Genomic DNA, 13,242 nt, shown 5'->3' with positions numbered 1-13,242 from the left:
TGATGCACGGCGCCGTTCTCCGAGGGCGCCGTCTCCTATACCTACATATGATTTCCGGCCGCGCCCGTTATCCGTAACATGGGTTCATCCAAGCGGTGAGCCAGTCCACGATGCCCGCCCCCATTTCACGCACGGTCGAGGACAAGCGAGTGCAGCCCCGTTCACGAGTTTCAGTCATCGACGACGACGAATCGGTTCGCGTCGCCACGTCCAGCCTGCTGCGTTCGCTCGGCTGGGAGGTGAGTCTTTATGCGTCTGCTGAATCGTTTCTCGAATCGGGACAGATCGACGACATGGACTGCTTGATCACCGATGTGCAGATGCCGGGCATGACGGGCCTGCAGTTGCAGCAGCGCTTGCGCGAACTGGGGCTGGCGCTGCCGGTCATCTTCATCACGGCGTTTGCATCCGAGGCCGCGCGCAGACAGGCGCTGGACGGCGGCGCGATGTGTTTTCTCAGCAAACCGGTCGACGGTGCGGCCGTATCGGAATGCATGGACCGCGTGAGGCTCGGATTTTCGGAGGATTAGAATCAGTTGCGTGCCTTGGCCCGACGCACTCGCGCAGGATGACGTTCAGACTCAAAGCCGCCGGACGCTGAAGCCGTACCGCGACCTCCGTCACGGCACGCAGATCGCCGGTATTCGCCAACGAACCCTATCGAACGTCCATGTCCGTGCCGCTCTTTCCGCTTCGTGTCGTCGTCCGCATGTCGCGCGGCTGACGTGAGCCCGATGGATACCCTCAGCAGCGCGCCCCGCACCGTGCGCCGCGACGCGCGCGTCGCCCTGACGCTCGCCTCGGTGATCGCACTCGCCGTCTTCCTGATCGATGCGCTGACGCCGCTCGACATCGCGATCGCCGTCCTTTATGTCGTCGTGGTGCTGCTCGTGGCATCGACCGGCAACCGCCCCTCGACGGTGGCGACCGCCTGGGGCTGCGTCGCGCTCACACTCGCGGGTTTCGTGCTGTCGCACGACGTGAACTATTCGAACGCGGCGGTCGCGCGTTGCGTGGTGAGCCTGCTCGCGATCGCCACGACTTCGGTGCTCACACTGAGGAATCTCACCGCGACGACCACGCTGCACGAGCAACTCGAACTGCTCGACCTGGCCCACGACGCGATCGTCGCGTATGACATGAACGAGCGCGTCACGTTCTGGAATCGCGGCGCCGAAGCGCTCTACGGCTGGAGCGCGCAGGAAGCGATGGGGCAGCCGATCCACCGTCTGACGCAGACCGCCTTTCCCGTGCCGTTCGCGCAGATCCGCCAGGAACTGCTGCGCTCGGGCCGCTGGGACGGCGAACTCGAGCGCGTGCGGCACGACGGCAGCGCGGTCGTTATTTCGAGCCGCCTGGCGCTGTGGCGCGACGAGAAGGGCACGCCGCGCGCCGTGCTCGCGACGAGCAACGACATCACCGCGCGCAAGCGGATGGAAGCCGAATTGCAGCGTCAGCGCGAAGAGCTTCGCAACACGATCGACGCGATCCCGGGCATGGTGTGGAGTTCATCGAGCGACGGGCGGCTCACGTTCATCAACCGGCGCTGGAACGACATGGGCGTGACACTCGGCGAAGGCAATACCGACGTGTGGCCGACGATCGTCCATCCGTCCGATCTGACGAAGATGCAGCAGGACTGGCGCACGGCCATCGACACGGGCGCGTCGTTCGAGAACGTCTCGCGCATCCGTGGCAGCGACGGCGTCTATCGCTGGATGCATATCGGCGCCGAGCCGTTGCGCGACAGCACGGGAGCGATTTGCCGCTGGTACGGCGTGAACACCGACATCGAGGAACGCAAGCAGGCGGAGCAGGCACTCGAACGCAGCGAGGCGTTTCTGCTCGACGCGCAGCGCCTGAGCCGCACCGGCAGCATCGCGATGCGCCTGCCCGACGGCGACATGTGGTGGTCCGACGAAGCCTACCGGATCTTCGACTACGCGCGCGACGTCGTGCCGTCGATGGAACTGATCCTTGCGCGCACCCATCCCGACGACCTCGCGATCGTGCAGGGCGCGTACCGGCAGTCGATCGGCGGCGCGATGCACGTCGATGTCGAACACCGCCTCGCGATGCCCGATGGCAGCGTCAAGTATGTGCACTACGTCGCGCATCTCGCGGTGCCGGCGGCGGAGGGCATCGAGTATGTCGGCGCGCTGATGGACGTCACCGAGACCAAGCGCGCGCAAGAAGCGCTCGCGCGATCGACCGCCGAACTCGCGCACGTGACGCGTATCACAATGCTCGGCGAACTGGCGGCGTCGATTGCGCACGAGGTCACGCAGCCGATCGCCGCGATCGTGACGTGCGGCGACGCCGCGCTGCGCTGGCTCAACCGCCCGAGCCCGGAACTGGCCGAAGCGCAGCAATCCATTGCGCAGATGATCCGCGACGCCAAGCGCGCGAGCGATGTGATCCGGCGCATCCGGGCGATGGCGAAGAAGCATGACAGTCTGCCCGCGACGCTCGATCTGGACGAGATCGTCGGCGAATCGGTCGAACTGGTGCGGCGCGAACTGGAGCGTCATCGCGTCGAGGTGCAGGTCGATCTCGCGACGCCGACGCCTGTGGTGTGCTGCGACCGCGTGCAGTTGCAGCAGGTCCTCATCAATCTGCTGATGAATGGCGCGCAGGCGATGTCCGAGGTGAACGGTCCGCGCAGGCTCTCTATCGCGACGCGCCGCTTCGATGCCCGGCACGCGCAGGTGATCGTGCAGGACTCGGGCATGGGCATCCGGGAAGACAACGCGAGCCGGCTCTTCGATGCGTTCTTTACGACGAAGGCCGAAGGCATGGGCATGGGGCTGTCGATCTGCCGGTCGATCGTCGAGGCGCATGGCGGACGGATCTGGGCCGAATCGCCGGAAGAAGGCGGCGCGCGGCTGCAGTTCGTGCTGCCGGTCGGGGAGACATGTGATGAGCAGTGACAAGATCAGCAACGCGATCGTCTACGTGGTGGACGACGACGAGTCGATGCGCGACGCGGTCCGCATGCTGTTGCGCTCGGTGGGACTGAGCGTCGAGACCTTCGCGTCCGCGCACGAGTTCCTCGCGTTCGACATGCCCGATGTGCCGAGCTGCCTGATTCTCGACGTTCGCCTCAAGGGGCAGAGCGGGCTTGCGGTGCAGGAACAGATTGCCGCGAGCGAGCTCGGCCTGCCGATCGTCTTCATGACCGCGCACGGCGACATCGCGATGACCGTCAAGGCCATGAAGGCGGGTGCGAAGGATTTTCTCGCAAAGCCCTTTCGCGACCAGGACATGCTCGATGCCGTTGAGCATGCGCTCGCGAGCGACGAACAACGGCGCGCGGCCAGCCGCTCCGTCGCCGACTTGCGCCGTTGCTACGAGTCGCTCACGCCGCGTGAACGCGAGGTGATGGCTTACGTGGCTTCCGGCCTGATGAACAAGCAGATCGCCGCCGAGCTGAACCTGAGCGAGATCACCGTGAAGATTCATCGCGGACAGGCGATGAAGAAGATGGGTGCTCGCTCGCTTGCCGACTTCGTGCTGAAGGCCGAAGCGCTCGGCGTGAAGATGCCGGAAGGCGCCACGACGCCAGCGCGCACGCAGCGCAACTGAATATCCCACGATGACTGCAGGCTCATGCGCATGCATGAGCCTTGCGAGCGCGCGTCCGTCGCACGGCGCTCTTAAACCTTGATATGAGACGACCCAACCATCGGATACAAAGCGCAACCCTATGTACGGCTGGTCGGGCGCGTGGCGGCGCGATAACTTCGAGTCATGCGGCGCTCGCTTCGAAGCGCTGATGACTCGAAGACCAACCGGATTTCTGACCGAGTACAAGGAGTGCGAAGATGCAGCCGAACGCGAATTTCATTGATCCGTGGATGCAGACCATCGGCTTGCTCTCGCTCCTGTCGAGTGCCAGCGGTGCCGGCAGCAGGCGCGCTGCGGCGAGCGAAGGACGGCAGCCGGCTTGCCGGCCGCAGGTCGCGACACGGCTGGAGGGCGTGCAGGTCCGCCTGATCGACCGTCCATCGCGCTCGACCGCGACGATCGAGTGGCGCGACCCGAGGCATTGCTGCTATGGCGATCAGCTCTGGCGCACGAGCCGTGCGCACGTGGCGGGCGTGTGCGCGATGAGCGGGCGCCCGATCCGCCCGGGCGATGCGATCTACAGGCCGCGTGCGTGCCGCCCGATGCCGATCAATAGCGACGCGATGATCCTTCGCTCCGTGCTCGAAGAAGCACCCACGCTTTGATCTGCTCGTGCGATAAAAAAATCCGCTGCATGAATCATGCAGCGGATTTTGTTTTGCAGTACTTCGCATGTCGGATCGATAGATAGAAGCCTCACCGCCGTTACGACGTGCGCGGCCGATTCAGGCTTGGCGCGGTCGGTGCCGGATACGGCGATGCGTTCCAGCGGCAACTGGGCGTCGCGGCCCACGTCGTCGAGTGCGTGCCGATAGCCCGGCGCGCTTGCGCCGCACCATGCGGTCATTGCGAGGCAAGCGGCGACCGCTGCCAAACCCGATCGGGACCGTATCGCTCGTATGACGTTCATGATGTGCGCTCCTTGCGCCTCATCGAAGTGACGGGGCGATGGAGTCAGCTTAGAAGAGACGAGGCGCGCGGACCATTCTACGAACGACTCGATGCGCCAGCCGATCGCATGACGCACTCATACCTGGGTGTGATCCGCCGTCGCGTGCGTGGGCGTACCGCTAACGAACCAGACTTCAATGTGCCTGACGCGCCGCCACGAGCTTGCACGCCTGGGCGGGCAATTCCGCGAGGACCGCCATGCCGGGCACGAGCCCCGGCGTCTCGCGCGATGTGGTCGCGACAGTCAGCGTAAAGCCCGCGCAGTCGATGGTCGCTTCGACCGATGCCCCCACATCGCGTATGAACGTTACCGTGCCGCTCAGCCGGTTCGGGCCGGCGCCCATCGAAACAGGCTTTACGCAGACGTCCTCGGGACGGATCAGCAGCCGGATGTCCGTGCTCGCATCGGGCGCGCGTGCCGGCCGCGTGACGACGATCTGCTGGCCGCCCGGCAGGCTCACGCTGTCCCTTCCGTCGTAGGTCACGGGCAGGATATTGCCGAGGCCGATGAAGTCCGCAACGAACTCGCTGACGGGTTCACGATAGATGTCGAGCGGCTTGCCCACCTGCGCAATGCGGCCCTTCTCCATCACGACGATCTCGTCGGCCATCGTCATGGCTTCGCGCTGATCGTGCGTGACCATGATCGTCGTGATGCCGAGACGTTGTTGCAGCAGGCGGATCTCGACCTGCATCGCTTCGCGCAGCTTGGCGTCGAGCGCGGACAGCGGTTCGTCGAGCAGCAGCAGTTTCGGCGACGACGCGATCGCGCGTGCAATCGCAACGCGCTGACGTTGCCCGCCGGACAGTTGCGTCACCGGCCGGTTCGCCATGTGCGGCAACTGGATCAGTTCGAGCAACTCGGCGATGCGGCGCGTGCGCGCGGCCTTGTCGGTCTTGCGCAGCCGCAGCGGATAGGCGATGTTCTCGGCCACGGTCATATGCGGAAAGAGCGCGAGCGACTGGAACACCATGCCGAAGTCGCGGCGGTTGGCCGGCACGTGCGTGATGTCGCGGCCCGCGAACGTCACGCTGCCCGACGTCGGCGTCTCAAGCCCGGCGATCATGCGCAGCAGCGTGGTCTTGCCGCAGCCGGACGGGCCCAGGAACGAGACGAGCTTGCCGTCGGGGACGCTCAGGTCGACGTGATCGACGGCGTATGCCGCATTGAAACGCTTGGTGACGGCCTGCAAGGTCAGATGAGTCATCGAATGCCCCTGGAAATACGAATGCGGATGCGAAGTCAGAGCGCCACGCCCGCATCGCCGACGAGCTTTTCGAGCATCCAGATCAGCGCGAAGTCGATGACGACGATGAAGACCGCGAAGGAAAACACGGTCGGGTCCAGCGACGAAACCGTGCGGCTATAGAGCCAGACCGGCAAGGTCATCGTGTCGATGCCGTACAGGAAGAACGTCACGGTGAACTCGTTGAACGACACGATGAACGCGAACAGCATGCCCGCGAGAATGCCTGGACGCATCAGCGGCAGCACCACGTCGATGAGCGCGCGCCCCGGGCTTGCACCCATCACGCAGGCCGCTTCCTCGAATTCCGGGCCGATCGAGGCCACCGACGCCGCGCAGTTCTTCACGGTGAACGGCAACGCCAGGATCACGTGCGCGATGATCAAACGAACGAGGCCGAGTTCGACCGGCAGCACGTTGAACACCAGCAGCAGCGACAGCCCGAGCATCACGAGCGGATAGACGAGCGGCAGCGCGACCAGTTGCTCGACCGCCGACTTGCCCCGGAACCGGTAACGGGAAAGCGCGTAAGCGGCAGGCACCGAGACGAGCGTGGCGATGAGCATCGTCGAGACCGCGACGATCATGCTGTTCGCGAGCGCATCGCCCATCGAGAGCGCACCGTTCGCATCGGGCGCGATGAAGGTGTGCCAGGCCGCCCGATACCATTGCAGGCTGTAGCTCGGCGGCGGGAATTCGAGCGTGCCCGCGGCGCTGAATGACATCGTGATCATCGTCAGGATCGGCAGCGCGGCGAGCAACAGGACGATCGCGGCGAGCAGTGCCGTGGGCTTGCCGAGCTGGCCGGGCATGGACGCGGGCAGGCGCCACGCGCGCGGGCGCAGCAGGGGGGCGGGCGTACTCATGCGGACGGCTCCTCGATACGGCGCGTGCGGCGTACCAGACGCTGTGAAATCGCCATCACGGCGAGCGTCGCGGCCATCAGCACGATGCCCGATGCCGATGCGGCAGGCCAGTTCAAGAGCGGCGCGACCTGATCGTGGACGAGTACCGCGAGCATCGGCACGCGGCGTCCGCCGAGCAGCAGCGGGACGGCAAAGGCGCTCGCGTTGTACGCGAACACGAGCAACGCACCCGAGACGAGACCCGGCATCGCGAGCGGAAGCATCACGTCGCGCAGGATTTGCCAGCGGCTCGCGCCGAGCGTCGCGGCGGCTTCCTCATACGAACGCGAGACGGCGCGCATCGCGCTCGACAACGGCAGCACCGCGAGCGGGAAGGCCGTCTGGATCAGGCCGAGCAGCACGCCATGCTCGCGATACAGCCACATGACCGGCCGCTCGACGAGGCCGCTCGCAAGCAGCCCGTGATTGAGCAGGCCGGCCGGCCCGAGGATGATGAGCCACCCATAGCCCTGCAGCAGCAGATTGACGAGCAGCGGCAACAGCACGCCTGCCAGCAACAGCCGCCGCGCGACACGCGATTCGGTGCGCGCCATCGCAAGCGCGACGGGAATCGCCAGCAACACGGCGCAGATCATGCTCTGGAACGCGAGCCGCAGCGTCAGCCAGAGCGACTTCAGGAAATAGCCATCGCCCAGTTCGACGTAGTTGTGCAGCGTAAAGCCGCGCCATTCGGCGCCCGGCGTGCCGAAGCTCATGCGCAGCACGACGAGCGCGGCCGCGGCGAGGATCAGCAGGAACAGCAGGATCGGTGCGAGCAACAGCCACGGACGCGCCTTCGCCAGCGCCGCGCCCGGCGGCGCGGACGCGAGTTCGTCGAACGTGCCGGAAGGGCGCCGCGAAAAGCGCGTGCGCATCGTGGTCATGCCGAGAAGATCTCGGTGTAGCGCTTGATCCAGGCGGGTTGTACAGCGGCGAGCGCCTTGTCGTCGTGCAGCACGGCCTTCTCGGCGATCTGCTGTGCGCTCGGCACGAACGCGCGGCTTTCGGCCGGAATCACGGCTTTCGAATTGACCGGACCGTTCAGCACGTCGGCGGCCATGCGGCCCTGCACGCCGGCATCGAGCGAATGATTGATGAAGGCATGGATCAGGTCGCTGTCGCCGGGATGCGACTTCGGGATCACCGTGAACATCAACTGCGTGGCGAAGCCTTCCTTCATCCCGTAGGTCACGCCCATCTTGTACTCGGGCTTGCGAATCTGGGCCGGGAAGAACGCGGGCGAATAGATGCCGCCGATATCGAGCGAGTTGGTCCGGAACAGGTCGGCCACCTGGTTCGGGTTTTCGCCCAGCGTCATCACGTGGTCTTTTAGCTGCATCAGCTTCTTGAAGCCGGGCTCGATGTTCTGCTGCGAGCCGCCCGCCAGTTTCGCGGCGATGATCGCGAGGTCGACCGCTTCGGCCCACTCGGGCGGCGGCAGGAACAGGCGCCCCGCGTATTTCGGATCCCACAGCGCTTCGTAGGACGACGGCGGCGTCTTGACGGTCGACGTGTTGTAGATGAGCCCGTCGGACCACAGCAGATAACCCACGCCGAAGCCGTTGGCGCCCGTGCGGTACTGCGGCGCGACTTCCTTGAGGTTCGGCAGCTTGTCGAGATCGGGCTTGACGAGGAGGCCCGCATCCGCGAGGCCCGCGGCGCCCACGCCCGCCAGCGTGATGACGTCGTAGGTCGGACGGTCACCCGCCGCCTTCAGCTTGGCGACCATGCCGGACGTACCGTCGGCGCGGTCGGCGATCACCTTGGCGCCGGTCTTGGCGGAGAAGGTCCCCGCGATATTGCGCAGCGCGGCGGCGCCCGTATCGTCGGACCACGTCAAGAGGCGCAGCGTCTTGCCGGAGAAGTTCTGTTCCTGCGCCCTCAGATTGACGAAGGGCATCGGGAGGGCAGAGGCCGCGAGCGCCGTACCGATTGCCTTGATGGCCTGCCTTCTGCTTTTCTTGATGTGCTGCATGGCGGTCTCCCGTGGTGATCGAAGGAACGTTCACTGATGCGCGTGAATGCACTGTAGGCGCGTCAAAATACCGTCACCAACGAAATCTCTGCATGGGAGGCATGTGTGGCGCTCATACGAGCGCGCGGCGCCGGCATTCGATGAACGACGCCCGCGCCTGCTGTCGGGCGCCGTGCGATGCCGCCGCCCGTTCCCCGAACGATGCGCCTGCTGCAACTGCCGTCGCCGTCACGACGCCGGCTGATCCGCCCACTCGGCCGCCATCGACGTCGCGAACTCGCGATACGAGCGCAACGGCCGGCCGAGCAATGCCGCGAGCCGTTCGACGTCCGCCGCCTTCGCCACTGCGCCGTCCTGCTGGTAGCGGCGCATCATGAGTCGCATGTCGTAGGCGAGCCAGGCGGGCGCGGCGTGCTTCAGGCCGTCTTCGAGCGCGTCGAGATCATTGCCCGCGTAGCGGATCGGCCGCTTCAGCACTTCGCTCCAGATGGCGCACATGCTCGTGGCATCGAGTGCGTCGGCGTCGGGACGCGCGTATTGGGAAGGGATGCGGGGCCGCCCGTCGAGGTCTGGGCGCTCTACAGTTCGCGCCGCTTGTTGAGCGCGAAGGTGCGCGCGTTTCTGGACATGCTGCGCGGACCGGAAGAGGTGGATCGGGCGCCGCCCGTCGATTGAGCTTCCGGTTTTAGCCGGGATCGCCGTGAGCGTCAGGCCTTGCCCGACCCGGCCACGGGCGACGCCGCGACGTGTACGCTTTGCAGCAGCGCCTGCAGATCGTCGATATTGAACGGCTTGGACAGGATCGCGACGCCCGCGTGCTTCGCTCTTTCCAGTTCATCCGCGTAGCCCGTCATCAGGGCAACGGCTTGCCGGGGCCACCGGCGCCGGACTTTTTCCGCGACGTCGATGCCATTGTTCACGCCCGGCATCTGGATGTCCGAGAGAATGAGGTCGAAGGTCTTTCCGTCGTCCAGCAGCCTGAGCGCGGCATCGCCGGTCAGTTCATGCTGCGCTCGCCAGCCGAACACTTCCAGCACGGCCGCGAGCCCGGCTGCGACTTCCTCGTTGTCCTCGACAAGCAGGATCGAGCCTTTTCCCGACGCCTTCGCCGGAGCCTGCGACGGGGGCATGACGCGCGTTCCGGTCTCCGTCTGTGCGGCCCGTCTTGGAAGATAGAGGCGAATCGTCGTGCCTTCGCCGACGACGCTTTCGATCCGCGCCGTGCCGCCCGCCTGCTCGCACATCGCGATGACCTGTGCGAGACCGAGCCCCGTCCCGGCGCTCGCGGTCTTCGTCGTGAAGAGCGGCTCGAAAGCGCGCTGCGCGACGGAACGCGTCATGCCGACGCCGGTATCCGTGCAGGCTATGACCACGTATTCAGCCGCCTTGAGGCCGCCCGACGCGTGCGCCACCTCGATATTTTCCCCGCGAATGATGAACTCGCCGCCATCGGGCATCGCATCCTTGGCGTTGACCGCGAGGTTGATCAAGGCCGACTGCAACTCGCTGGCATCGACGTGGACGGGCCAGATGTCCGCGAACGACGAGATGCTCAGGCTGACACGGTCGCCGAGCGAGGTGCGGATCAGCGCGGCGTCGTCTTCGAACCAGCGCTGCAGGTTGATTTCCTCCTGTCGCAACGGCTGCTTGCGAGCGACGCTCAAGAGCCTGCGAGCCAGCACTTCCGCTCCGGCGGACGCGCGTTCGACGGCCATCACTTCCTTTTCCAGTCCGTTGAAGCCTTTGCGCCGCGCGAGTTCCATATTGGCCTTGACGACCATGAGCAGATTATTGAAGTCGTGCGCGACGTTCGCCACGAGATTGCCGAGCGCGCTCATTCGCTTCATTTGCCGGCCGGTCGCCTCCGCCGATAATCGCATTCCGAACTCGGCCCGCCATCTTTCCCACGCGATTCGCTCCGCTTTGAGGCGGCGCAAGCTGAAGAGCACGAGAAGCCAGATACCGCAGCAGGGAAGCAAGGTAGCGACGGCAATGAGCCCGTCTTGCTTGATCCAGCGATAAGTGACGGCCGAGACCGGAATGCCGGCCGTCACGTAGAGCGGGTAAGCGCCGACTTTCCGATAGACCAGGAGCTTTTCGACGCCATCGAGCGTCGAATTGATCCTGATTCGGCCGTCGCGGTTGCTGACGCGAATGGCGTCGACGAGCGGCTGATTGTTCGTCGGTGCGCGGCGGGCCTTGGGCGGCGGCGAGCGGGCGAGAATCGCGCCGTCCTTCCTGAACAATCCGAGCGTCAGCGCGCGGTCGTGCGACGTGAGTTGTTCATAGAAAGAGAGAAAGGCATCCCGGCGCAGCGAAATATAGATGACGCCGAGAAAGCGGCCATTCGCGTCGTAGCGTGGCGTGCTCGTATTGAACACGTCGACACTCGTGGCCGGCGCGCGCTCCGGCAGTGAAACCTCGATCGCGGCGGCATCGGGAACTTGCGCGGGGCGAAACTCGGCGTGATCGCCGATCGACAGAATCCCGACCGGATAGGTGCCGCTGCTGACGAGCAAATCGCCTTTTTTGCCGAACAGGGCGATCGACGCAACCGGCGGCAGGCGCTGCGCCGTTTCCTGCAAAAAGTGGTGAAGCTGCTGTTGGCGCGCGCGAATTTGCGCGTCGCCGTCCGTTCCGAGCATGGACATGACGCGCAACGACATTTCCTGATCGACGTCCAGAATCTTTACCGCTTGCTCTTCGGCGACCCGTGCGAGGCGATCGATTACCTCCGACGAATCGGCGACGCGCGTCTGATAACCGAAATAACCGTAAGTCACCAGAAAAAGCAGGGGTGTGACAATGGATGCAACCAGTGCGGCCATCAACATTCGGCGCGTCGCGCCGAAATCACGCGGTGGCACGGGGATTTCGAGCGCCGATATATCTAGAGCGGACGATTCCGGATTTGTAATCATAAGAGACGTGCTTCGGCGAAAGGCGAAGCATATTCAGTTAGCTGCATAGCGTCAAACGATGTTCGAAAAGCAATATGTCGAGATAATCGCTTTCGCTTCGGGTATACATTTATACGTGTTTTCTTACCATCGTGCGTTTTACGGGATTTTCTCCGGCGATAACGGAAAACGCATGCTGATCGAAAGTGTGGAAACGCGTGCGCTCAAGCGGGCGTGCCCGTCGACAGGCACAATACGCGCCGAAGACGCCGCAGATGCGCTGCGTCGCGGTAATGCGTCCCCTCGACCTGTCATGAACCACGATATTCCCCTGCGCCCGCCCATGCCGGCGCGCACCGCCAATTCGCAGCGTTTCCTGCTGTTTGTGGTGTGCCTGTTCGCCTCCGCCGGGCAACTCGCCATCGACATCTACGTGCCCGCGCTTCCCGCGATGGCCCGTTTCTTCGACACTTCGCCCCAGGCGATCCAGTCGAGCGTATCGGGCTACATGGCCGCCTATGCGCTCGGCCAGCTTGTCTTCGGGCCCATCGCCGACGCCTACGGCAGAAAACCCGTGCTGGCATTCGGGCTGGTGATCTTCACGATCGGCTGTCTGCTGTCGCTCGCGGCGCCGAACCTGGAGACGTTTCTGATCGCGCGCGGTTTGCAGGGCTTCGGCATCGCGGCGACGAACCTGCTTGCGAAGGCGATCATCACCGATTCGTTCAAGGGGCTTGCGCTCCTGCACGCGTTCACCTACATGTCGATTGCCTGGGGACTCGCGCCGATCGTCGCGCCCGTGATCGGCGCGCATTTGCAGACGTGGTTCGGCTGGCAGGCATGCCTCGTCTTCCTGCTGGTCTATTCGCTCGTGATGTGGGCGCTCGTCTGGCGCTATCGCGAAACCTTGCCGCGCGCCGTGCGTCTCGAACCGCGCACGCTGATCGCCAACGCCGGCAAGGTGCTGTCGAGCCCGGTGTTTCAAAGCTGCTTTCTCGCGCAGGGCCTGTGCTACAGCATCTTGCTGGTGTTCAACATCATCGGGCCGTTCATGGTGCAGAACACGCTGCACAAGCCGCCGACTTATTTTGGCTACCTCGCGCTCGGCATCGGGCTGATGTACTTCCTCGGCGGACTGTCCAATCGCATGCAGGGCAAGCGTTTGCCGAGCGCGGAAGCGCGTCTGCTGATCTGCTCGCGCGTGATGGCGGGCGCGTCCATCGTGATGCTCGTGCTTGCGCTGACGGTCGGCCTGCGCGTCTGGACGCTCGCGGCGCCCGTGCTCGTGATGGGCTTTTGCGCGGGTGCGATGTATCCCACGCTGATGGCGAAGGGCAATTCGCTCTTTCCGCACATCGCGGGGCTGACGAGCGCGATTCTCGGATGCGCGTTGCTGCTCGTCTCGTCGCTGATGATGGGCCTCGCGGGCTTCGTATCGGTGCAGATACTGGCGCCGCTTGCGGGCTTCTTCGTGATCCTCGCCTTCACGGTCGTGTGGATGGTGACGAAGCTGTTGCGTCATCTGGCACAGATGCAGGCGCAGGCGGCCGAGCGCGGCGCGGAAGCGGCCTGAGCGCGCCCGCCTGATCGCGCGAATTAAGCAATTCCCGAAATGCGTCGGCGCGACCGGTAAAATG

Annotated in this window: 12 protein-coding genes; 6 read left to right on the top strand and 6 right to left on the bottom strand. The window is 64.8% G+C overall.

What is annotated here, in order from left to right:
- The first annotated feature begins 149 nt into the window (after positions 1–149).
- From AWB66_RS06565 to AWB66_RS06550, 4 genes are all read left to right on the top strand, one after another.
- Entirely contained in the window at positions 150–530 is a 381-nt protein-coding gene (locus AWB66_RS06565) for a response regulator transcription factor (protein ID WP_235021014.1), read from the top strand.
- Between the two features lie 204 nt (positions 531–734).
- On the top strand, positions 735–2,930 hold the full coding sequence (locus AWB66_RS06560) for a PAS domain-containing sensor histidine kinase (RefSeq protein WP_087629475.1): 2,196 nt from the start codon (positions 735–737) through the stop codon (positions 2,928–2,930).
- On the top strand, positions 2,920–3,585 hold the full coding sequence (locus AWB66_RS06555; RefSeq protein ID WP_087629474.1) for a response regulator transcription factor: 666 nt from the start codon (positions 2,920–2,922) through the stop codon (positions 3,583–3,585). Before AWB66_RS06560 ends, AWB66_RS06555 begins: the two co-directional genes overlap by 11 nt.
- Before the next feature lie 239 nt (positions 3,586–3,824).
- Positions 3,825–4,232 carry a DUF3331 domain-containing protein gene (locus tag AWB66_RS06550; protein WP_087629473.1) on the top strand — a complete coding sequence of 136 codons (408 nt, stop codon included), beginning with the start codon at positions 3,825–3,827 and terminating at the stop codon, positions 4,230–4,232.
- A gap of 480 nt (positions 4,233–4,712) precedes the next feature.
- Here the strand turns inward: AWB66_RS06550 and AWB66_RS06545 are convergent, their stop codons facing one another.
- The 5 genes from AWB66_RS06545 to AWB66_RS06525 all read right to left on the bottom strand — a co-directional run bounded on the left by AWB66_RS06545 (position 4,713) and on the right by AWB66_RS06525 (position 9,203).
- Complete coding sequence (locus AWB66_RS06545; protein WP_087629472.1) at positions 4,713–5,786, bottom strand: ABC transporter ATP-binding protein; 1,074 nt, start codon at positions 5,784–5,786, stop codon at positions 4,713–4,715.
- Positions 5,787–5,821: 35 nt separating this feature from the next.
- On the bottom strand, positions 5,822–6,691 hold the full coding sequence (locus AWB66_RS06540; protein ID WP_087629471.1) for an ABC transporter permease: 870 nt from the start codon (positions 6,689–6,691) through the stop codon (positions 5,822–5,824).
- Positions 6,688–7,614: an ABC transporter permease gene (locus tag AWB66_RS06535; RefSeq protein ID WP_087629470.1), complete on the bottom strand. Its 927-nt coding sequence runs from the start codon at positions 7,612–7,614 to the stop codon at positions 6,688–6,690. The genes AWB66_RS06540 and AWB66_RS06535 overlap by 4 nt, the downstream gene beginning before the upstream one ends.
- Complete coding sequence (locus tag AWB66_RS06530) at positions 7,611–8,705, bottom strand: ABC transporter substrate-binding protein (RefSeq protein ID WP_087629469.1); 1,095 nt, start codon at positions 8,703–8,705, stop codon at positions 7,611–7,613. Before AWB66_RS06530 ends, AWB66_RS06535 begins: the two co-directional genes overlap by 4 nt.
- Positions 8,706–8,933: 228 nt before the next feature.
- A complete protein-coding gene (locus AWB66_RS06525) occupies positions 8,934–9,203 on the bottom strand; it encodes a hypothetical protein (protein WP_087629468.1) in 270 nt (89 codons plus the stop codon).
- 39 nt (positions 9,204–9,242) lie between these two features.
- On the opposite strand from AWB66_RS06525, the gene AWB66_RS33600 reads away from it, so the two are divergent.
- Entirely contained in the window at positions 9,243–9,380 is a 138-nt protein-coding gene (locus tag AWB66_RS33600; protein ID WP_159462883.1) for a hypothetical protein, read from the top strand.
- A 32-nt stretch (positions 9,381–9,412) separates the two neighbouring features.
- Here AWB66_RS33600 and AWB66_RS06520 read toward each other — a convergent pair whose 3' ends face one another.
- Positions 9,413–11,539: a hybrid sensor histidine kinase/response regulator gene (locus AWB66_RS06520; RefSeq protein ID WP_235021013.1), complete on the bottom strand. Its 2,127-nt coding sequence runs from the start codon at positions 11,537–11,539 to the stop codon at positions 9,413–9,415.
- Between the two features lie 379 nt (positions 11,540–11,918).
- Here AWB66_RS06520 and AWB66_RS06515 point away from each other — a divergent pair, with 379 nt between their 5' ends.
- Positions 11,919–13,178 carry a multidrug effflux MFS transporter gene (locus AWB66_RS06515; protein ID WP_087629466.1) on the top strand — a complete coding sequence of 420 codons (1,260 nt, stop codon included), beginning with the start codon at positions 11,919–11,921 and terminating at the stop codon, positions 13,176–13,178.
- The last annotated feature ends 64 nt before the right edge of the window (positions 13,179–13,242 follow it).

This window comes from Caballeronia telluris, from assembly GCF_001544495.1.
GTDB lineage: Bacteria > Pseudomonadota > Gammaproteobacteria > Burkholderiales > Burkholderiaceae > Caballeronia > Caballeronia telluris.
This window is presented reverse-complemented; position numbering and strand designations above follow the sequence as displayed.

Coding starts and splice junctions, on each gene's coding strand:
- AWB66_RS06560 (WP_087629475.1), top strand. CDS start 735: ATGGATACCCTCAGCAGCGCGCCCCGCACCGTGCGCCGCGACGCGCGC.
- AWB66_RS06555 (WP_087629474.1), top strand. CDS start 2,920: ATGAGCAGTGACAAGATCAGCAACGCGATCGTCTACGTGGTGGACGAC.
- AWB66_RS06550 (WP_087629473.1), top strand. CDS start 3,825: ATGCAGCCGAACGCGAATTTCATTGATCCGTGGATGCAGACCATCGGC.
- AWB66_RS06545 (WP_087629472.1), bottom strand. CDS start 5,786: ATGACTCATCTGACCTTGCAGGCCGTCACCAAGCGTTTCAATGCGGCA.
- AWB66_RS06540 (WP_087629471.1), bottom strand. CDS start 6,691: ATGAGTACGCCCGCCCCCCTGCTGCGCCCGCGCGCGTGGCGCCTGCCC.
- AWB66_RS06535 (WP_087629470.1), bottom strand. CDS start 7,614: ATGACCACGATGCGCACGCGCTTTTCGCGGCGCCCTTCCGGCACGTTC.
- AWB66_RS06530 (WP_087629469.1), bottom strand. CDS start 8,705: ATGCAGCACATCAAGAAAAGCAGAAGGCAGGCCATCAAGGCAATCGGT.
- AWB66_RS06525 (WP_087629468.1), bottom strand. CDS start 9,203: ATGTGCGCCATCTGGAGCGAAGTGCTGAAGCGGCCGATCCGCTACGCG.
- AWB66_RS06520 (WP_235021013.1), bottom strand. CDS start 11,539: ATGTTGATGGCCGCACTGGTTGCATCCATTGTCACACCCCTGCTTTTT.
- AWB66_RS06515 (WP_087629466.1), top strand. CDS start 11,919: ATGAACCACGATATTCCCCTGCGCCCGCCCATGCCGGCGCGCACCGCC.